This window comes from Streptomyces sp. NPDC002577 (assembly GCF_053594815.1).
In genome coordinates this window covers 51,758-69,823 of record NZ_JBSFWK010000040.1, presented here as the reverse complement: position 1 = coordinate 69,823, position 18,066 = coordinate 51,758, and the positions used below count along the sequence as shown (strand labels likewise).

General features: G+C 70.3%; 16 protein-coding genes. 8 read left to right on the top strand and 8 right to left on the bottom strand.

Annotated features, from left to right (window positions below):
- Nucleotides 1–87: 87 nt before the first annotated feature.
- The 4 genes from ACWD4J_RS34155 to ACWD4J_RS34140 all read left to right on the top strand — a co-directional run bounded on the left by ACWD4J_RS34155 (nt 88) and on the right by ACWD4J_RS34140 (nt 3,090).
- Nucleotides 88–381: a DUF503 domain-containing protein gene (locus tag ACWD4J_RS34155; protein WP_451399373.1), complete on the top strand. Its 294-nt coding sequence runs from the start codon at nt 88–90 to the stop codon at nt 379–381.
- 180 nt (nt 382–561) lie between these two features.
- On the top strand, nt 562–1,014 hold the full coding sequence (gene rbfA, locus ACWD4J_RS34150) for a 30S ribosome-binding factor RbfA (protein WP_451399372.1): 453 nt from the start codon (nt 562–564) through the stop codon (nt 1,012–1,014).
- The gene (truB, locus tag ACWD4J_RS34145) at nt 1,011–1,916 is read left to right on the top strand and encodes a tRNA pseudouridine(55) synthase TruB (RefSeq protein WP_451399371.1); all 906 of its coding nucleotides are present in this window, start codon (nt 1,011–1,013) and stop codon (nt 1,914–1,916) included. The genes rbfA and truB overlap by 4 nt, the downstream gene beginning before the upstream one ends.
- Nucleotides 1,917–2,121: 205 nt before the next feature.
- The gene (locus ACWD4J_RS34140; RefSeq protein WP_451399370.1) at nt 2,122–3,090 is read left to right on the top strand and encodes a bifunctional riboflavin kinase/FAD synthetase; all 969 of its coding nucleotides are present in this window, start codon (nt 2,122–2,124) and stop codon (nt 3,088–3,090) included.
- A 39-nt stretch (nt 3,091–3,129) separates the two neighbouring features.
- Here ACWD4J_RS34140 and ACWD4J_RS34135 read toward each other — a convergent pair whose 3' ends face one another.
- Genes ACWD4J_RS34135 through ACWD4J_RS34115 form a run of 5 tightly spaced genes read right to left on the bottom strand, consistent with a single transcriptional unit; the run spans nt 3,130 to nt 9,228 of the window.
- A complete protein-coding gene (locus ACWD4J_RS34135; RefSeq protein ID WP_451399369.1) occupies nt 3,130–4,188 on the bottom strand; it encodes an ABC transporter ATP-binding protein in 1,059 nt (352 codons plus the stop codon).
- On the bottom strand, nt 4,185–5,186 hold the full coding sequence (locus ACWD4J_RS34130; protein WP_451399368.1) for an ABC transporter ATP-binding protein: 1,002 nt from the start codon (nt 5,184–5,186) through the stop codon (nt 4,185–4,187). Before ACWD4J_RS34130 ends, ACWD4J_RS34135 begins: the two co-directional genes overlap by 4 nt.
- A 53-nt stretch (nt 5,187–5,239) precedes the next feature.
- A complete protein-coding gene (locus ACWD4J_RS34125) occupies nt 5,240–6,202 on the bottom strand; it encodes an ABC transporter permease (protein ID WP_451399367.1) in 963 nt (320 codons plus the stop codon).
- Complete coding sequence (locus ACWD4J_RS34120; protein ID WP_451399366.1) at nt 6,199–7,278, bottom strand: ABC transporter permease; 1,080 nt, start codon at nt 7,276–7,278, stop codon at nt 6,199–6,201. Before ACWD4J_RS34120 ends, ACWD4J_RS34125 begins: the two co-directional genes overlap by 4 nt.
- Nucleotides 7,279–7,335: 57 nt before the next feature.
- Nucleotides 7,336–9,228 (bottom strand): ABC transporter substrate-binding protein, encoded by a 1,893-nt coding sequence (locus ACWD4J_RS34115; RefSeq protein WP_451399365.1) that lies wholly within the window; start codon nt 9,226–9,228, stop codon nt 7,336–7,338.
- A gap of 339 nt (nt 9,229–9,567) precedes the next feature.
- On the opposite strand from ACWD4J_RS34115, the gene ACWD4J_RS34110 reads away from it, so the two are divergent.
- Nucleotides 9,568–9,801, top strand: coding sequence for a DUF397 domain-containing protein (locus tag ACWD4J_RS34110; protein WP_365132574.1), 234 nt, complete (start codon nt 9,568–9,570; stop codon nt 9,799–9,801).
- A 92-nt stretch (nt 9,802–9,893) separates the two neighbouring features.
- Here the strand turns inward: ACWD4J_RS34110 and ACWD4J_RS34105 are convergent, their stop codons facing one another.
- The 3 genes from ACWD4J_RS34105 to eccE all read right to left on the bottom strand — a co-directional run bounded on the left by ACWD4J_RS34105 (nt 9,894) and on the right by eccE (nt 15,118).
- Nucleotides 9,894–12,770, bottom strand: a complete 2,877-nt coding sequence (locus tag ACWD4J_RS34105) for an SCO5717 family growth-regulating ATPase (RefSeq protein ID WP_451399364.1) — start codon at nt 12,768–12,770, stop codon at nt 9,894–9,896.
- 186 nt (nt 12,771–12,956) lie between these two features.
- The gene (locus ACWD4J_RS34100; protein WP_451399363.1) at nt 12,957–13,802 is read right to left on the bottom strand and encodes a hypothetical protein; all 846 of its coding nucleotides are present in this window, start codon (nt 13,800–13,802) and stop codon (nt 12,957–12,959) included.
- Nucleotides 13,802–15,118, bottom strand: a complete 1,317-nt coding sequence (gene eccE, locus ACWD4J_RS34095; protein ID WP_451399362.1) for a type VII secretion protein EccE — start codon at nt 15,116–15,118, stop codon at nt 13,802–13,804. Before eccE ends, ACWD4J_RS34100 begins: the two co-directional genes overlap by 1 nt.
- A gap of 398 nt (nt 15,119–15,516) precedes the next feature.
- Here eccE and eccB point away from each other — a divergent pair, with 398 nt between their 5' ends.
- The 3 genes from eccB (at nt 15,517) to ACWD4J_RS34080 (ending at nt 17,985) form a co-directional block, all read left to right on the top strand.
- Entirely contained in the window at nt 15,517–17,103 is a 1,587-nt protein-coding gene (gene eccB, locus ACWD4J_RS34090; RefSeq protein WP_451399361.1) for a type VII secretion protein EccB, read from the top strand.
- A gap of 204 nt (nt 17,104–17,307) precedes the next feature.
- The gene (locus ACWD4J_RS34085; RefSeq protein WP_451399360.1) at nt 17,308–17,619 is read left to right on the top strand and encodes a WXG100 family type VII secretion target; all 312 of its coding nucleotides are present in this window, start codon (nt 17,308–17,310) and stop codon (nt 17,617–17,619) included.
- 81 nt (nt 17,620–17,700) lie between these two features.
- Complete coding sequence (locus tag ACWD4J_RS34080) at nt 17,701–17,985, top strand: WXG100 family type VII secretion target (protein WP_451399359.1); 285 nt, start codon at nt 17,701–17,703, stop codon at nt 17,983–17,985.
- Nucleotides 17,986–18,066 lie beyond the last annotated feature (81 nt).

Below are 18,066 nucleotides of genomic sequence, written 5' to 3'. Positions count from 1 at the left end.
CCCGGCCGTTGCGTGTACCGTTCTGATGTTCCTGCCAAGCGGTTGGCGGGACCGTCGAACCCGTACCGGCGGGACATCCGGACCGACATGTATGTGGGGACTCTGTCCTTCGACCTGCTCCTCGGCGACGTACGGTCGCTCAAGGAGAAGCGCTCCATCGTCCGCCCGATCGTCGCCGACCTTCAGCGGAAGTACCCGGTGAGCGCGGCGGAGGTCGAGCACCTGGACCTGCACCGCAGGGCCGGAATCGGCCTGGCGATGGTGTCCGGGGACGCGGGACACCTGAGCGACGTACTGGACCGCTGCGAGCGCCTCGTCGCCGGCCGGCCCGAAGTGGAACTGCTCTCGGTGCGGCGCCGGTTCCACGGCGACGACGACTGAACGCGGCCGCCGAGGGCTGACACGGCCAACGGTGACCGAGAGGGCGGCGGAAGGCGGTCGTCGGCCACAGAAATGGTCGACAACGACCGGACATGGTCGAGTCGACAACGACCGGACATGGTCGACTACAACCGACAGAACAAGGCAAGACAATCCCAGGAACAAAGGGGAGACGGACCAGTGGCCGACAACGCGCGGGCGAAAAGGCTGGCGGACCTCATCCGAGAGGTGGTGGCCCAGAAGCTGCAGCGCGGGATCAAGGACCCGCGGCTCGGTTCGCATGTGACCATCACGGACACCCGGGTCACCGGTGATCTGCGGGAGGCGACCGTCTTCTACACCGTGTACGGGGACGACGAGGAGCGTGCGTCCGCCGCAGCAGGGCTGGAGAGCGCCAAGGGCATTCTCCGCTCCGAGGTGGGGCGTGCGGCGGGCGTGAAGTTCACCCCGACCCTGACCTTCGTGGCGGACGCCCTGCCGGACACCGCCCGGACCATCGACGACCTGCTCGACAAGGCACGAGCCTCGGACGCGGCGGTGCGCGAGGCCTCCGCCGGCGCCTCTTACGCCGGTGAGGCGGACCCGTACCGCAAGCCGGGCGAGGACGAGACGGACGGCGACGCCGCGGAATGACCCAGAAGACCACCCCGCCCGACGGCCTTGTCATCGTCGACAAGCCGTCGGGCTTCACTTCGCACGACGTCGTGGCCAAGATGCGCGGTATCGCCAGGACCCGCCGCGTCGGCCACGCGGGCACGCTCGACCCCATGGCGACGGGAGTCCTCGTCCTCGGTATCGAGAAAGCGACAAAGCTCCTCGGTCATCTGGCGCTGACCGAGAAGGAGTACCTCGGCACGATCCGGCTCGGCCAGAACACGGTCACCGACGACGCCGAGGGCGAGATCATCTCGTCCACCGACGCGTCGCGCGTGACCCGTGACGCCGTCGACGCCGGGATCGCCAAGCTCACCGGCGACATCATGCAGGTGCCGTCGAAGGTCAGCGCCATCAAGATCGACGGCAAGCGGTCCTACAAGCGGGCCCGCGAGGGCGAGGACTTCGAGATCCCGGCCCGCCCGGTGACCGTGTCGTCCTTCGCTGTCTACGACGTCCGGGACGCCGTCGCCGAGGACGGCACTCCGGTGCTGGATCTCGTCGTCTCGGTGGTGTGCTCGTCGGGTACGTACATCCGGGCGCTCGCCCGCGACCTGGGCGCAGGACTGGGCGTCGGGGGCCATCTGACGGCGCTGCGCCGCACCCGCGTGGGCCCGTACAAGCTGGACTCCGCCAGGACCCTCGACCAGCTCCAGAAGGAGCTGACCGTCATGCCGATCGCGGAGGCCGCCGCGGCCGCGTTCCGCCGCTGGGACGTGGACGCCAAGCGTGCACGGCTGCTGACGAACGGTGTACGACTGGAGATGCCGGACGAGTACGCGGGCTCGGGGCCGATCGCCGTGTTCGACCCTGAGGGGCGGTTCCTGGCCCTCGTGGAGGAGTCGAAGGGCAAGTCCAAGAGCCTGGCGGTCTTTGTCTGAGACCGGGCCCGGCAGGGTCCTGCCCGGGTCCCGGCAGGGCCTTCGCCGGTACCGGATGCCGTGGCCCGACGCAGTGGCCGGGGCTGCTCCCCCATACCGCTGCGACTCGCCGGGAAGCGGCATGGCAGTCTTAGACCTGCGTATCTGCGTATCAGGCAATTACGGAAACACGGAATCACGGACACGGGTTCGAGGAGCGGTCACAGTGCAGCGCTGGCGTGGCTTGGAGGACATCCCCCAGGACTGGGGGCGCAGCGTCGTCACCATCGGCTCCTACGACGGTGTGCACCGCGGGCACCAGCTGATCATCGGTCGCGCGGTGGACCGCGCGCGGGAGCTCGGGGTCGCCTCTGTCGTGGTCACGTTCGACCCGCACCCCAGTGAGGTCGTACGCCCCGGCAGCCACCCGCCGCTGCTCGCCCCGCACCACCGGCGTGCCGAGCTGATGGCCGAGCTCGGTGTGGACGCGCTCCTGATCCTGCCGTTCACCACCGAGTTCTCGAAGCTGTCGCCCGCCGACTTCGTCGTGAAGGTCCTCGTCGACAAGCTCCATGCGAAGCTCGTCGTCGAGGGCCCCAACTTCCGCTTCGGGCACAAGGCCGCCGGCAACGTCGACTTCCTCGCCCAGCTCGGCCAGACGTACGACTACGAGGTCGAGGTCGTCGACCTGTTCGTGTGCGGTGAGGCGGGCGGCGGCGAGCCCTTCTCCTCCACGCTGACCCGCCGGCTGATCGCCGAGGGCGACGTCGAGGGCGCTGCCGAGATCCTCGGCCGCCCGCACCGCGTCGAGGGTGTGGTCGTCCGCGGCGCCCAGCGCGGCCGCGAGCTCGGCTTCCCGACGGCGAACGTCGAGACGCTGCCGCACACCGCCATCCCCGCCGACGGCGTCTACGCGGGCTGGCTGCACGTCGAGGGCGAGGCGATGCCCGCAGCGATCTCCGTCGGCACGAACCCCCAGTTCGACGGCACCGAGCGCACCGTCGAGGCGTACGCCATCGACCGCGTCGGCCTCGACCTCTACGGACTGCACGTCGCCGTCGACTTCCTCGCGTTCGTCCGCGGGCAGGCGAAGTTCGACTCGATCGAGGCCCTCCTCGAGGCCATCGGGGACGACGTGAAGCGGTCGCGGGAGCTCATCGAGGCGTACGAGGCGGCATCGGGGCAGCCGAAGTAGGCCACGAAGGAACCGACTGGGGAACCGACGGCGTCTGCCTCAGCCCGGCTGCGCCTGCGTCACCCCCGCACGGGCTGCCGCCCAGTGGCAGGCCACCTGGGCCCCGCCCGCCCCCTCGAGCACCGGCAGATCCCGCGTCCGGCAGGCGTCCGCGACCCCTGCCCCGGCCGCCTCGCCGCTCGCGAGGATCTGGCAGCGGGCATGGAAGCGGCACCCGGACGGAATGCGGGACGGGTCCGGGGGCTCGCCGGTGAGCACCACCGGGTCGCCGCCCGCCTCGGGCAGCACGGACAGCAGCGCCTGTGTGTACGGGTGCCGGGGAGCCGTCAGGACCTGCTCGACGTCGCCCGTCTCGACGATCCTGCCCAGGTACATGACCGCGACCCGGTCGGCGATGTTCCAGGCCAGACCCAGATCATGGGTCACGACCAGGGCGGACAGGCCCAGCTCGGTCCGCAGGCGCAGCAGCAGCGCCAGGATCTCCCCGCGTACCGAGGCGTCCAGCGAGGCCACCGGCTCGTCCGCGACGATCAGTTCCGGCTCAAGGACCAGCGCGCCCGCGATGACGACGCGTTGCCGCTGGCCGCCCGACAGCTCGTGCGGATAGCGGAGGAAGAAGCGCTCGGGGGGCCGCAGCCCGGCCCGCGACAGGGCCTCGGCCACTGCAGCCCGCTCGTCCCCGGCGTAGCCGTGGATACGCAGGCCCTCCGCCACCGCGTCGTACACCGTGTGCCGTGGATTGAGCGAGCCGCTGGGGTCCTGCAGCACCAGCTGGACGCGTTTGCGGTACGCCTTCAGGGCGCGCGACCCGTAGTCGAGCGGTCTGCCGCCGAACGTGACCTGCCCGGACGTCGGCCGCACCAGCCCCAGCAGCGAGCGGGCCAGCGTCGTCTTGCCGCACCCCGACTCGCCGACCAGAGCGACGATCTCGCCCGGCCCGATGTCGAGGTCGACCCCGTCGACGGCCCTGGCGTCCGCGGCACCGTGCCGGCCCGGGAACGTGACCCGCAGGTCGGCGGCGCTGAGGAGGGGCGCGGAGACGCCCGACGGCGCCGCAGCTCCTGAGGGCTTCGAAGACGGGGACGGGGAGATGGTCATGACGTACTGTTCCTCGTTTCTCCCGCGGCCTCGGCCTCGGCCTCCGGCCGCTCCGCGTCGGTCACGTGCACGCACGCGGCCCTCCGCGCCCGTCCCGCGTCCCGCAGCTTCTGGTCATCGCGAGCGCACGAGTCCAGCGCCACCGCGCAGCGCGGATGGAACGTACAGCCGGAGGGCAGGTCCGACGGGTCCGGCGGGTCGCCGGGCAGACCCCGCGGTGCGAAGCGGGACGCCGGGTCGCCGATGCGCGGGAACGCCGCCGAGAGGGCCTTGCCGTACGGGTGCCGGGCGTCCTCGTACACCTGCAGCGCCGGGCCCTCCTCGACCACACGCCCCGCGTACATCACCGCGAGCCTGTCACAGGTGTCGGCCAGCACCGCCAGGTCGTGACTGATCATGATCAGCCCCAGGTCCTGCTCGGCCACGAGCTGCTCGATCAGGCGGAGGATCTGGGCCTGGATCATCACGTCGAGCGCCGTCGTGGGCTCGTCGGCGATGATCAGGCGAGGATCGCAGGCCAGCGCCATCGCGATCATCACGCGCTGCCGCTGGCCTCCCGACAGCTCGTGCGGATATGCGTCCGCGCGCGACGCGGGCAGCCCCACGTGCTCCAGCAACTCGCCGGCCCTGCGCTTCGCCGCCGCCTGGGTCGCCTTCTTGTGCAGCAGGATCGGCTCCGCGATCTGGTCACCGACGCGGTGCACGGCGTTGAGCGAGTGCATTGCGCCCTGGAAGACGATCGACGCGCCCGCCCAGCGCACCGCCCGGACCCGCCCCCACTTCATGCTCAGCACGTCCTCGCCGTCCAGCAGGATCTTCCCGGACACCTTCGTCCCGGCGGGGAGCAGCCTCAGCAGTGCGAGCGCCAGTGTCGACTTGCCGCAGCCCGATTCGCCGGCGATGCCGAGCTTCTGGCCCGCCTCCACGGTGAGGTCCACGCCGCGGACGGCGGCGGCCCCGCCCGCGTACGTCACCTCGAGGCCGCGTACCTCCAGCAAGGGATCCTGTTCCGTACTTCGAGCCTGCCGTGGATTCGGCGTCTCCTGGATGCTCAACGGGACACCCCCAGCCTGGGGTTGAGGACGGACTCGATGGCGCGGCCGCACAGCGTGAACGCCAGTGCCACCAGGGCGACGGCGATGCCGGGAGGCGCCAGGTACCACCAGTCGCCCGCGCTGACGGCGCCCGCCTCACGTGCGTCCTGCAGCATGCCGCCCCAGGAGGTGATCGTCGGGTCGCCGAGGCCGAGGAAGGCGAGCGTGGCCTCCGTGAGAATCGCGTTGGAGATCACGAGCGTGGTCTGCGCGAGCACGAGCGGCATGACGTTCGGCAGGACATGGCGCAGCATGATGTGCCCGTGCCCACCGCCCAGGGCGCGGGAGCGCTCGATGTACGGGCGGGACTCCACGGCCAGCGTCTGGGCACGGACCAGGCGGGCCGTCGTCGGCCACGTCGTGACGCCGATCGCCAGGATCACCGTCCAGATGGAGCGGTCCATCACCGTGGCCAGCGCGATGGCGAGGACGAGGGTCGGCATCACCAGGAACCAGTCCGTGACCCGCATCAGGACTGTCGAGTACCAGCCGCGGAAGTGGCCCGCGACGATGCCCACGACCGTGCCGATCGCCACGCACAGCACCGCCGCCAGCAGGCCCACCGTGAGCGAGACACGTGATCCCCACACCAGCAGCGCCAGCACGCTCCGGCCGAACTGGTCGGTACCGAGCGGGAATTCACCGCTCGGCGACTCCAGCGGACCGCCCGGCGCGTCGGTGACGCTCTGCGAGTCCGCACCGGCCAGCAGCGGCGCGGCAAGGGCGACCAGCGTGATCACGACCAGCGCGGCCAGTCCCCACAGGCCGCTCGTGTGGGATCGGTACGCGCGCCAGAAGCGGGCCAGGGACCGGCGCTTGCGGGCGCGGGCCAGGGCGCGGGGGCTCTTGGCGGCACCGGCCACCGGGTCGGCGCCGGAGCCGCCGGCGGTCTCCGCGGCCGTCGAGTCTGTCGTCGTCATCGGCCCACCCGGGGATCGAGCAACGGATACAGCAGGTCGGCAAGGGTGTTCGCCAGGATCACCGCGGTCGCGAAGACGAAGAACAGGCCCTGGACGAGCGGAAGATCGGGCACGCTCAGCGCCTGGTAGAACAGCCCGCCCAGGCCCGGCCAGGAGAACACCGTCTCGACCAGGATCTGCCCCGCCACCACATGCCCCAGGTTCACGAACATCAGCGTGAACGTCGGCAGCATCGCGTTCGGGACGGCATGCCGGCGCCGTACGAGATCGTCCCGCAGCCCCTTCGCACGAGCCGTCGTCAGATAGTCGCTGCCCATCTCGTCGAGCAGCGAGGAGCGCATGACCAGGAGCGTCTGCGCGTATCCGACCGCGACCAGCGTGATCACCGGGAGGACCAGGTGGTGCGCGACATCGAGGACGTACGCGAATCCGGTCTTGCCGCCCGACTCCAGACCACCGGTCGGGAACAGGCCGGGGATCGGCCCGAGACCCACCGAGAACACGATGATGAGGAGCAGTCCGAGCCAGAACGACGGCACCGAGTAGAGCGTCAGGGCGAACGCGGTGTGGAAACGGTCGCTCCTGGAGCCGTTGCGCCAGGCGGTGCGGGTGCCCAGCCAGATGCCCAGCGCGGTGTAGAGGACGTACGCCGTGCCGGTGAGCAGCAGCGTGGCCGGGACCGCCTCGGCGATCTTGCCGATGACGGGGGAGTGGAACTGGTACGACATTCCGAAGTCGCCGGTGAGCGCGTCACCGACGTAGTCCGTGAACTGCTGCCACAGCGGCAGGTCGAGGCCGAACTGGCGCCTGAGCGAGGCGAGTTGCTCGGCGGAGACGGGCCGTCCGCCCGTCATCTGCTTGACCGGGTCGCTGGGGATCAGCCGGAAGAGGAAGAAGCTGGTGACCAGGACGGCGAAGAGCGAGACGACCGCGCCCGCGATCTTCCCCGCCATGTACCGGAGATAGGCCCTGGTGTTGCGCGCCCGTGGACCGCGGGCCGACGGCGGCCCGGGCTGTGCCGGGCCGCCGTCGGTGTCCGCACTCTGCACGAGCGCCGGAGTGCTCTCTGCTGTCATGGGGAACTCTCGCTACTCGTGCCGTGCCGTTCGTGGTGGAGCCGGAGCGGCGTGCTGCTATTCGCGGTCGTCGGCCGTCGTGCGGCGGCGCACCGCGATCAGGGTCCCGCCCGCGGCAAGCACCACCACGGCGACCACGATGCCGATGACGAGGCCCGTCGAGCCGCCGCCGTCGCTGTCCGCGCCGTCGCCCGAGCCGCTCGAGTCGCCGGCCGGAACAGCCGACCACCAGCTCCAGTACCCGTCCTGGCCGTAGATGTTGCCGGCCGAGCTGGGCATCGTCTGGATCGACTTGATCTGGTCGGTGCGGTAGGCCTCGACCGCGTTCGGGTACGCGATGATGTTCATGTACCCGGAGTCGTACAGCCACGACTCCATCTGCTTGACGATGTCCGCGCGCTTGGCCGGGTCGTACTCGGCCAGCTGCTTCTGGTACAGCTCGTCGTACGTCTTGTCGCAGATGAAGTTGTCGGTCGCGGCGCTCTCCTTGGCCTTGGCGGGCAGGGCGGCGCAGGTGTGGATGCCGAGGACGAAGTCCGGGTCCGGGTTGACGGACCAGCCGTCGAAGGCGAGGTCGTACTCACCGGCGTACCAGGGCACGGAGACGTCGTCGAGGCAGTCGACGGAAAGGCCGATGCCGAGCTTGCCCCACCACTCCTTGAGGTACTTGCCGATCGCCTTGTCGTTCGGGTCCGTGGCGTGGCACAGGATGCGCAGGTTCAGCGGCTTGCCGTCCTTGTCCACGCGCTGGTCGCCCTTGAGCTTGTAGCCCGCCTCGTCCAGTAGCTTGGCCGCCTTGTCCGGGTCGTACGCGAGCTCCTGGCTGGCGGACGGCTTCCAGAAGTACGTGGAGAAGCGCGGCGGGATGTAGCCCTCGCCCTCGACGGCGTGGCCCTGGAAGACCTTGTCGATGATCGTCTTGCGGTCGACGGACAGGAAGAGCGCCTGCCGGACCTTCTGGTCGAGGAGCGCCTTGTTGCCGTCGCCGAACTTCTTGCCGTCCTTGGTCTGGGCCCCCGGATTGGTGGCCAGCGCGAAGAAACGGCGGCCCGGACCCTCGTTGACCTTGATGTTCTTCTCGCCCTTGAGCGACGCGGCCTGAGCGGGCGTCAGCGCGGGCGCACCGGCCACGAACGACACCTCGCCCTTGCGCAGGGCGGCGACCGCGGCGTCCTGGTCCTTGTACGTCTTGAAGACCAGCTCGTCGAACTTGGGCGCGCCCCGCCAGAAGCTCTTGTTGGCCTTGAGCTTCACGTACTGGTCGACCTTGTAGTCGGTCAGGATGAAGGGGCCGTTGCCGACGATCGGGAACGTCTTGTCGTTGTTGAACTTCGAGTAGTCGTCGACGTCCTTCCAGATGTGCTCCGGCACGATCGGGACGTCCAGGGCGGTCATGGTGGCTTGCGGCTTCTTCAGCCGGATGACCAGCTTGGTGGGGCCTATGGCCGCCACATGCTTGAAGTTCGTGACGAAGCTGCCGTTCGCGGTGGCCGCAGCCTCGTCCGTCATCATCTTGTTGAAGGTGAACGCGGCGTCCGCGGCGGTGGCCTGCTTGCCGTCCGACCACTTGGAGTCGGAACGGATGGTGTAGGTCCAGGTCAGCTTGTCCGAGGAGGTCTCCCACTTGGTGGCGAAACCCGGGATGACGTGGTTGTCCTTCGGGTCGTAGTTGGTCAGGTACTCGTACGTGAGCCGGTGGATGCTCGTACTCAGCAGACGCTGCGCGAGGAAGGGGCTCAGAGAGTCGACGCTCTGCGCCACGGCGACCGTCAGGACCTTCTTGCCGCCGTCGGCGGCCTTGGCCTGCTGCACGGCGGGGTTGAGCGGTGTCGCAAGACCGGCCGTCAGGGTGAACGCCGCGGCACCGGCGGCCAGGAGGAGGCGCAGGGGACGGCGGCCGTGACGGGTATGCCCTCTGCCGCGCCGGTCTTGCTGAGCTGGTGTGTCCATGGGTCGGGACCTCGCGTCATCACTCGTGCAGGGATGGCTTGTTGGATCGTTTCCGATCCTGTCGATCAAGGTTCGCCAGCTGGTAGACCTGAGTGTCTATCAGCGGTCGTCTGCACCAGTCAACGGCGCAAGAACCCCATGTGGCCTGCGGAAATAACGAGTTGACGGCGATTTCACACCCATTGGTAGAGACCGGTGACGCCGCCCAGGCCAGCGCGTGACGCCCGCACCGTGATGCCCAGTACGCAGGGTGCGTTTCAGATGAAGAGCAACTTCGGTGCCCTGATTCCGGTTGTACAGTCGTCCTGGTCCGCAAGGTCGGGTGAACGGAGTGAACTGGTGGCGACCGAGCAGGAGAAGGAAGCGCTGTACGCCATGGACATCAGCGGCGTCGAGTGGGTCGGCTCCCCTGATGGACCCCAGGACGAGCGGGTGGAGATCGCCTATCTCGAGGGCGGTGCCGTCGCAATGCGCAACTCGGCGGACCCCGACACGGTGCTCCGCTACACCGAGGCGGAGTGGCGGGCGTTCGTACTCGGCGCGCGCGACGGGGAGTTCGATCTGCAGCAGTGAAACGGGCGACCTGTGCGCTCACGGCAGTGACGTAGCAACGCCAGAGGGCCGGCACCGTGAAGGTGCCGGCCCTCTGGCGTCGGCCGTGTCCGCTACTGCTGCGTCCAGCCGGGCGGTACGCCCCCGGGCCCCGGCTGGTTCTGCTGCGGGTCCTGAGGCGGCGCAGGCTGCTGCTGCCAGCTCTGGCCCGGTCCGGGCTGCTGCTGCGGGGCCTGCTGCCAGTCCTGCCCCTGCTGGGGCGCGCCACCGGGCTGGGCGTAGGGCTGCTGGGGCTGCTGCGGGGCCGCATACCCCTGCGGAGCCTGCTGGTACTGCAGGTTCGGGTTGCCGAAGCCCTGCTGCGTACGGGCTATGTCCTCGGCGATGAGGGCGGCGAGATCGAAGTAGGCCTCGCGGGTCTTGGGACGCATCATGTCGAGGTCCACCTCGGCACCCGCCGCGAGGTGCTCGTCGAAGGGCACCACGACGACACCGCGGCAGCGGGTCTCGAAGTGGGCGACGATGTCCTCCACCTTGATCATCTTGCCCGTCTCGCGGACACCGGAGATCACGGTGATCGACCGCTGGACGAGATCGGCGAACCCGTTCGCCGACAGCCAGTCGAGCGTTGTCGAGGCGCTGCTCGCGCCGTCCACCGAGGGCGTGGAGATGATGATCAACTGGTCGGCGAGGTCCAGGACTCCGCGCATCGCGCTGTAGAGCAGACCCGTACCCGAGTCCGTGAGGATGATCGGGTACTGCCTGCCCAGCACGTCGAGCGCGCTGCGGTAGTCCTGGTCGTTGAAGGTGGTGGAGACCGCCGGGTCCACGTCGTTGGCGATGATCTCGAGCCCGGACGGCGCCTGCGAGGTGAAGCGGCGGATGTCCATGTAGCTGTTCAGCTGCGGGATCGCCTGGACCAGGTCGCGGATGGTGGCGCCCGTCTCACGCCGCACCCGCCGGCCGAGGGTGCCGGCGTCCGGGTTGGCGTCGATCGCCAGGATCTTGTCCTGACGCTCGGTGGCGAGCGTCGCGCCGAGCGCCATGGTCGTCGTGGTCTTGCCGACGCCGCCCTTGAGACTGATCACCGCGATCCGGTAGCAGGACATCACCGGCGTACGGATCAGACCCAGCTTCCGCTGCCGCTCGGCCTCCTCCTTCTTGGCGCCGAACTTGAAGCGGGACGGACCCTGGTTGTTCTTGCGGGCCTTGGGCTGGTTGCGCAGCAGCCGGTCGGAGGACAGCTCCACGGCGGCGTTGTAGCCGAGCGGCGTGCCGGGCGCGGCCTGCTGCTGGGGGGCACCGGGACCGGCCTGGGGGCCGGGCGGGGCAGTCCAGCCCTGGTTGCCGTAGGCGGCGGGCTGGGCAGCCGGAGGCTGTTGGGGCGCCTGCTGCTGCGGCATGGGCTGGGCCGGAGGCTGCTGCTGGGGCGCGGGCTGCTGCGGCTGGGCGGACTGCGGGTAGCCGTAGCCGGCCTGCTGCCCCGGATAACCGTAACCGGCCTGCCCGGCCTGCCCGGCCTGCCCGGCCTGCCCGGCCTGCCCGGCCTGCCCGGGCTGCTGCGGGAGCGGCTGGGCGGGGGGCTGCGGGTAGCCGTATCCGGCGGCCTGGGGCTGTCCGGGCTGCGGCTGCGCGGCCTGCGGCTGTGCGGGCTGGGGCTGTCCCGGCTGCGGATGCTGCTGCGCGGGCTGGGCGGGGGGCTGCGGGTAGCCGTATCCGGCGGCCTGAGGCTGCCCGGCCTGCGGGTACCCCGGCTGGGGCTGGCCCTGAGCCGGGTACCCGGGCTGCTGCTGGGGCGGGCCGAACGCGCCCTGCGGAGGGGCCTGGTACCCGGGCTGCGGCTGGACCGGGGGCTGGGGGTAGCCGTATCCGGCGGCCTGCGCGGCTGCGGCCTGAGCTGCGGCCTGGGCTGCGGCGGCCGCGGCCTGCTGGTCCTGCTGCCCGGCCTGCTGCGGCACTCCCGGGGCGGGGTACGCGGGCGCGAAGCCCTGCGGGAGCGGGGGAAGTTCATGGTCGGCCTGCGGCGCCGCGGGGGCCTGCGCGGCGGGCGCCGCCTGCGGCTGCTGCCCCTGCGCCGGGATTCCCTGCGCCGCGGGCAGAGGCTCGGCAGCGGTAGGCGCCGGCGCTGCCTCCGGGCCTGCTCCCGCCGTCGCCGACGCTGCCTCGGCATCCGCCTGCGCGTGGAAGTCCGCTTCGGACCGGACGTCCGCAGGCTCGTCGCCCTCAGCAAGGGACACGGACCCGGTGGAGTCGGCGGAGTCACCCGACACCGCCTCGTCGTGCCGCGCCTCCTCCGGCTCCTCGTCGTCGGCACCGCCGAACAACCGCGCTGCCTCGGCGTCGGCGGCGGCATGGTTGAGCTCGGCCACCGGCTGCTCGTTGCCGGGCTGTTCGGGGACGCCCGCCGCCGGGGCAGCGGCCTGGGGCGGATTGCCCTGGGCGTCCTCGTCGACCACAGGCCGAAGTACAGGGAAGCCGGGCGAGGCGGGCGGCTGGGCCGGCGTCTGCTGCTGAGGCTGCCCGTAACCGCCCGACGTGGCCTGGCTCGGCTGGGGCGCTTCCGCCTGCTGCGGATAGCCGTACCCGCCCGGCGCCGCGCTTCCCTCCGCATGCGGGGTGGCCTGAGTGGAGTGCTGCTGCGGGAATCCGTAGCCACCCGGACCGGGCTGGGTCGCGCCGGACGCGGCCTGCTGCGGTGCACCCTGGGCATACGGCTGTGCAGGTACGGAGGTGTTGGCCGCGGGCGCCTGCGATGCGGGACCCTGCCGTGCGGGGCCACCCGGTGGCCCCGTGGGCGGTCCCGTCGGCGGTGGTGGCGAGTTCTGCCCGCCGTCCTGCTGCGCGCCGGCCGCGGAGCCACCCGTTGTGCTTTGGGCATACCAGGCGGGAGGTGTGTAGACGATTTCGAACTCGCCTGTGAGATCCACCTCGTGATCGTCCCCGTCCGAGGACGGGCTGCCGCCGTTGTACTCGGACCGATCCCTGTTCACTGCTTGCCTCCTGGTCAGCCACTGGTGCTGAGTTGGTCGTCGTCGCGGCCGGCGGACCGGGTGGCGAGTCCCACGCGGCTGCGATTCTCACCGCATCACCAGAAGCCTAATCACTCCCGTCGCGCTAGGGAAAAGCACCCGGGCGCGGCCGGTCCGCACCGCGCCCCCCCCGGAGGCGACGACGCGTCAGTCCATACGCCGGGCCACGCCGAGCAGGCCCGTCTCCGCATCGGTGGCTTCGGTCATGACGAACTTGCGGTGCTTGCGGTTGCACCACAGGGCGACGGCGTCATGAAGGGCCGGCAGGTGCTGGAGATGCTCCTCCGGGATGCCGAGGGTGTCGCGTACGACCTCGGTCTCCTGGGGCGAGATGCGCTGGATCGCGACCAGATCGGCCTGTGCCAGCCAGCGCGGCGCGTGCTCGCCGACGAAGGGCAGCACCGTGACCACGGCCTGCCAGGGCTGCGAGTTCACCCGTCCGCGCGGCGGACGAATGCCGCAGTCACGGAACAACACCACCGGACTCGACACCGAGGGGCCCTGTGCGGGCACCCTCCCCACCGGATAGACCGTCACGCACTGCTGGCCGCCGCCCGCAGCCTGCGCCAACTGCTGCCAGGCCTGCGGACGGCCGGTCTCGACGCCCACGCGCGCGCCCGTCGCGGCGGCACGCAGCGCCAGCACCTGGGCCATCCACAGGCCGCCCACGAGGACGATGTCGAAGGGGGTGGGGCGGGACAGGCCGAGCACGGCCGGCTGCTGCTCCTGGTCGTTGCCGATGATCACGCCGTCGTCGCCGATCGGCATGCTGATCGCCGCGAGCTCGTCCGCGGTGACGACATGGCGGTTCCGGCGCGGCCCGCGCAGCCCGAAACCCGGGCTGAAGATGCGCCGTTGCTGCTGCGGTGCCTGCGGCTGCCGGATGATGGGGATCATGCCGGTGTCGGTGGGCGAGGCCACGTGCGCGGGTGTACGCCCGGAAGCGGCCCGGCCCTGCTGTCCCGGGGGCATGGTCGAGGCGGGGTGGGACATCAGTACGTACCTCCGAGCGGCAGAGTGGCGAGGGCTCCGGGGACCTGCTCCCGGTCGAGGCGCACCAGACCGACCTTCGCAGCGCTCGCGGCCCGCTCCAGCTCACGTCCCACCTGGCCGAGTTCGCTGTCGCCACGTGCGGTGACGCGGATGTGCCCGGTGAGCGAGACGCCCCGGCTGCCGGCCTTGCTCAGGGTCATGCTGAACGTCGTGGCGAGCACCGGGAGCGAGGTGAACCGCGTGATCAGCTCGGGCAGCGCCACACCGCCGTTCCCCAACTGCGGCCAGCGGGACAGCCAGTACGTGGTGTGCCACCGGTCGTCGACCCGCCAGGTCCGTACCGACTCGACCGTACGCCGCTGGGTCGTCCGCCCGTCCTGAGCGTGCTGCGCGTTGGCCCGCGGGTTCAGGCAGCTGGACGTCGCGAGCGCCTGCACCAGCTCGTTCTCGTCCAGGATGGTCGCCTTGAAGCCGGCCCCGGCCAGCCGGCTCGCCAGCTGGTCCGCCACCCGCAGCAGCGCGCGCTGCGCCCCGGGAACGCCGTCTCCGCGCGCCTGGACCGCCTCCGGGCACAGTTCCGGGTCGAGCTTGAGGGCGACCCAGGTGAGCCGGAGCGCGGGGGAACCGGCCTTCGCCTGGAGCGGCCCGTAGGACCGCGCGGCGACGGCCTGCTGGGGCAGATGCGGCGCGGGCGCCGGCTGGGTGTGCTGCACGACCTGCGCGGACGCGAGACGGATCCCGTCGACCTCCAGGGCGCCCTGGATCAGCTGGAGCGGCAGCTGCCGCCCGGCGGAGTCGGGACGCAGCGGCTGGTCCCCCGGCTGCACGAAGAGCACGGCGGTCAGGAACGTCCCGTCTCCGATCATGCCGATCGCACGGTCGTCACGGGACACGAAGGAGTACGTCCGCAGGGCCGGGTCGCACTCCACGGTGGGAGCCAGCCTCGGGTCCGTCCCGGGCGGCACGGGCAGCTTCGCCTCCCGCCGGCGGTGCCTCAGCGCACGCGCCGCCTCGTACCACTCGGGCAGCGGCCGGCGGCCCCGGCGCAGGACCGCCAGAAGCAGCAGCAGTGCCGCCACGGCACCGGCCGGGGCCAGCAGCCACGGCACGTCGGCGGCCCAGGCGGCCAGCATGACGGCCGCCGCCAGCTCCGCCAGGATGAGCTGCTGCAGCCGCACCGGGCCCATACCGCCGGGACGGGGCAGCGTGCGCGGCGACGCGGCAACGGGCGCCGGCGCGGGCATGCGTCTGCGGCCCGGACCGTCCTGTTGCTGCTGTGCGCGGCGTCCGCGCCGAGTGCTCGTAGCGCTGGTCATCCCCCGGGACATCCCTTTCGCGAGGTGGTGGCCGATCGTCTTGCGGAGATCCTCTGTCGGAGATCCCAGCGACGGGCCAGGGGCACCGATGGCCCACATCATCTATGCGAGTGGCTCACGGTACCCGCTGCTGAAGACGGGGCGACACAGGGGACACCGAAACCCCAGGTGGCCAGCCTTGCACGGAGCGGCCCCCGATGGTGGAGCGCAGTGGTGAAGCTCTGTGAAGATGCGGGGACAGCGGGATACCTGATGGATCGTCGCCATGCGGCGCAGTGCATAGTAGGTGCCTGCTCGGCCGAATCGGCCTGTCGAGCACCGCCGAATCGGCCTGTCGAGCACGGCCGTAGCGGCCTGTTGAGCACGATCGAGCATCACAAAAACGGGAGACGGGGACCATGGCAAAGCGTCGGGATGAGCTCGCCGCCTACACGTTCGCTCGCAAGCGCACCGTCGCGGCGTTCCTGGCGCCGTCGCCGGGGGGCTCCGAAGAAGGCGCGCCGCGTCCCCTTCGTACGGTGATGCCCAGCCTGGCAGTGGGCGTTGTGCTGGTGGTGGGCTTCATCGCCTGGGGCGTGATCAAGCCGGCGGCGCCCGAGGGCTGGGACACCCCAGGTGAATACATCATCGTCGACAGCGACTCCACCACGCGCTACGTCGTCCTCGATGACGAGACGACGAACGGCAAGAAGACCGCGACGCTGCACCCCGTCCTCAACTACGCCTCCGCCAAGCTCCTCCTGGACAAGGGCAAGGGCAGCGTCCTCGAGGTGCCCGGCAAGGAGATCGACAAGAGCGGCATCCCGCACGGCGCGACCCTGGGCATCCCGTACGCCCCCGACCGGCTGCCCGACAAGGACGACGCGGAGAAGGCGAAGACCTGGGCGGTGTGCGAGCGCCCGGCCCCGGGATCGGACGACGCCATCGACCGTGCCGTCTTCGTCCTCGACGCAGCCGACGCCAAGTCGCTCGGGAACGCGGGGAAGGTCGATGGCGGCGAGGCCCTGTATGTCGTCGACTCCAAGACCTCACGGCAGTACCTGGTCGACGGCAAGGGCAACGCCTTCCTGCTGGGCGGCTCCTCGGCTCTCGACACCACCACCATGGAGCAGTTGCGCGCCGCCGTCATCGGCACCGCGGCCAAGCCGCAGCCGGTGAGCCAGGAGTGGCTGCGCACGCTCAACCCGGGCGGCGTCATCACCTTCCCGTCGGTTCCGGCCATCGGCCAGCAGACCTCGGTCCAGGGGCTGCCCGCCGAGGCGCGGACGGTGGGCCGGGTGCTCAAGGCGCAGGACGCGCAGGGCGATCAGTACTACGTCGTCCTCAGGGACCGGGTCGCCGCCATCACGCCCTTCGTGGCCGACCTGCTCAAGCGCTCGCCCGACGCCGAGCAGGCCTACGGGACGGACGAGATCAGCGACATCCAGGTCAACACCCAGGAGATCATCGCCGCCAACGGTGGCCAGGCGGAGAGCTTCTACGCCGACAAGGGATGGCCCCAGACCGTTCCGCAGCAGGCCAACCCGGCGGCGACGGCGACCGAGGCGGCCCGCACCACCTCGTGCAGCGTCTACGACGGCACCATCGGCGAGGACAACAAGCCGCAGCTCGCCGCCTGGGCCGGGACGGCGTACCCCAAGAAGGTCATCGCCGACTCGCTGAGCGCCTATGTCTCGTCCGGCTCGGGACTCCTCTTCCAGGAGGTCACCGGTACGGCGAAGGGCGGCGGCGCGACGTACCTGCTGACCGACACGGGTCTGCGCTACTCCCTGCCGGCGAACAACGACAGCGACGCGAAGGACACCACGTCGGCCTCGTCCTCGTCCTCATCGGAGGACCAGGCGAGCGAGACGGACAAGGCACGCACGAGGCTGGGATACGAGGACGTCTCCAACCCTGCGATCGTGCCTCAGCCCTGGGCGGCGTTCATCCCGAAGGGACCCACGCTGGACACCGGCAGTGCGATGCAGGAACAGAGCCAGTGATGGTCAATCGCCTTACGCTCAGGCAGGTTTGACGGTGAGTCACGGATTGGCCGCTCAAGTGTGTGAACCGTGTAACTGATCCGCCTGGTCTGTGGCTGTGTGACATGCGGGCGATAGAGTGTTTACAGCGCTCAAGGGTGCGAAGCTTCTCCGGGCACCATGTAGGTTTGTCCGGATCAACGACGACATGGGGGAAGGTTCAACATGGCCGGCCAGTTCCGGGTAACAGAGGACGAACTCGCCAAGCTCTCCGGTGACATCAACAACGTCAACGGCCAGCTGCAGGGAGAGATCCGCCGCCTGAACGGAGTGATCGACCAGATCGCGGGCGGCTGGAAGGGCCAGGCGGCCCAGTCGTACCACCAGCTGCAGGAGCGCTGGAACGCGGACGCGAAGAGGATGAGCGACATCCTCAACGACATCAAGGAAGCCGTGGACTCCACGCGGAGCAACTACTCCGCGTCGGAAGAGCAGCAGAACTCCGAGATCAGCAAGATCATGTCGGACTTCGGCTGAGCCAGCCGCTCCGGCCTGTAGTTCTTCATCTCTTCCCGATTTCCACCGACTTCCTTCGAATCTTCCTGAAAGGGAACGACGATGTCGATCCTCGTCAATTACGCAACCATCACCAACGCCTCCACCGACGTGAAGACCACCGCCGGTCGCATCAAGCAGCAGCTCGACGACCTCGAGGCCGCGGTCAAGCGCGTCGCCAGCACCTGGGAAGGCGAGGCGCAGGAGGGCTACCAGCGCAAGCAGCGCGAGTGGGACCAGACCGCCGCTGACCTGCACGCGACCCTGCTGAAGATCTCCACGGCGCTGCAGAACGCGGCCGAGAACTACCAGGCCACCGAGAAGAGCAACGCGGCGACCTGGGGCTGATCCCCGTCGGCGACCCGAGGGACGTGACATGAGGAGAATCGGCCCAGCCGACGCCAAGGCGTCCGCTGGGCCGACCCTTTC

What these genes read in the sequence shown, in the direction of transcription:
- ACWD4J_RS34155 (WP_451399373.1), top strand. Translation starts at nt 88, where the DNA reads ATGTATGTGGGGACTCTGTCCTTCGACCTGCTCCTCGGCGACGTACGG.
- truB (WP_451399371.1), top strand. Translation starts at nt 1,011, where the DNA reads ATGACCCAGAAGACCACCCCGCCCGACGGCCTTGTCATCGTCGACAAG.
- ACWD4J_RS34135 (WP_451399369.1), bottom strand. Translation starts at nt 4,188, where the DNA reads ATGACCATCTCCCCGTCCCCGTCTTCGAAGCCCTCAGGAGCTGCGGCG.
- ACWD4J_RS34125 (WP_451399367.1), bottom strand. Translation starts at nt 6,202, where the DNA reads ATGACGACGACAGACTCGACGGCCGCGGAGACCGCCGGCGGCTCCGGC.
- ACWD4J_RS34120 (WP_451399366.1), bottom strand. Translation starts at nt 7,278, where the DNA reads ATGACAGCAGAGAGCACTCCGGCGCTCGTGCAGAGTGCGGACACCGAC.
- ACWD4J_RS34115 (WP_451399365.1), bottom strand. Translation starts at nt 9,228, where the DNA reads ATGGACACACCAGCTCAGCAAGACCGGCGCGGCAGAGGGCATACCCGT.
- ACWD4J_RS34100 (WP_451399363.1), bottom strand. Translation starts at nt 13,802, where the DNA reads ATGTCCCACCCCGCCTCGACCATGCCCCCGGGACAGCAGGGCCGGGCC.
- eccE (WP_451399362.1), bottom strand. Translation starts at nt 15,118, where the DNA reads ATGACCAGCGCTACGAGCACTCGGCGCGGACGCCGCGCACAGCAGCAA.
- eccB (WP_451399361.1), top strand. Translation starts at nt 15,517, where the DNA reads ATGGCAAAGCGTCGGGATGAGCTCGCCGCCTACACGTTCGCTCGCAAG.
- ACWD4J_RS34085 (WP_451399360.1), top strand. Translation starts at nt 17,308, where the DNA reads ATGGCCGGCCAGTTCCGGGTAACAGAGGACGAACTCGCCAAGCTCTCC.
- ACWD4J_RS34080 (WP_451399359.1), top strand. Translation starts at nt 17,701, where the DNA reads ATGTCGATCCTCGTCAATTACGCAACCATCACCAACGCCTCCACCGAC.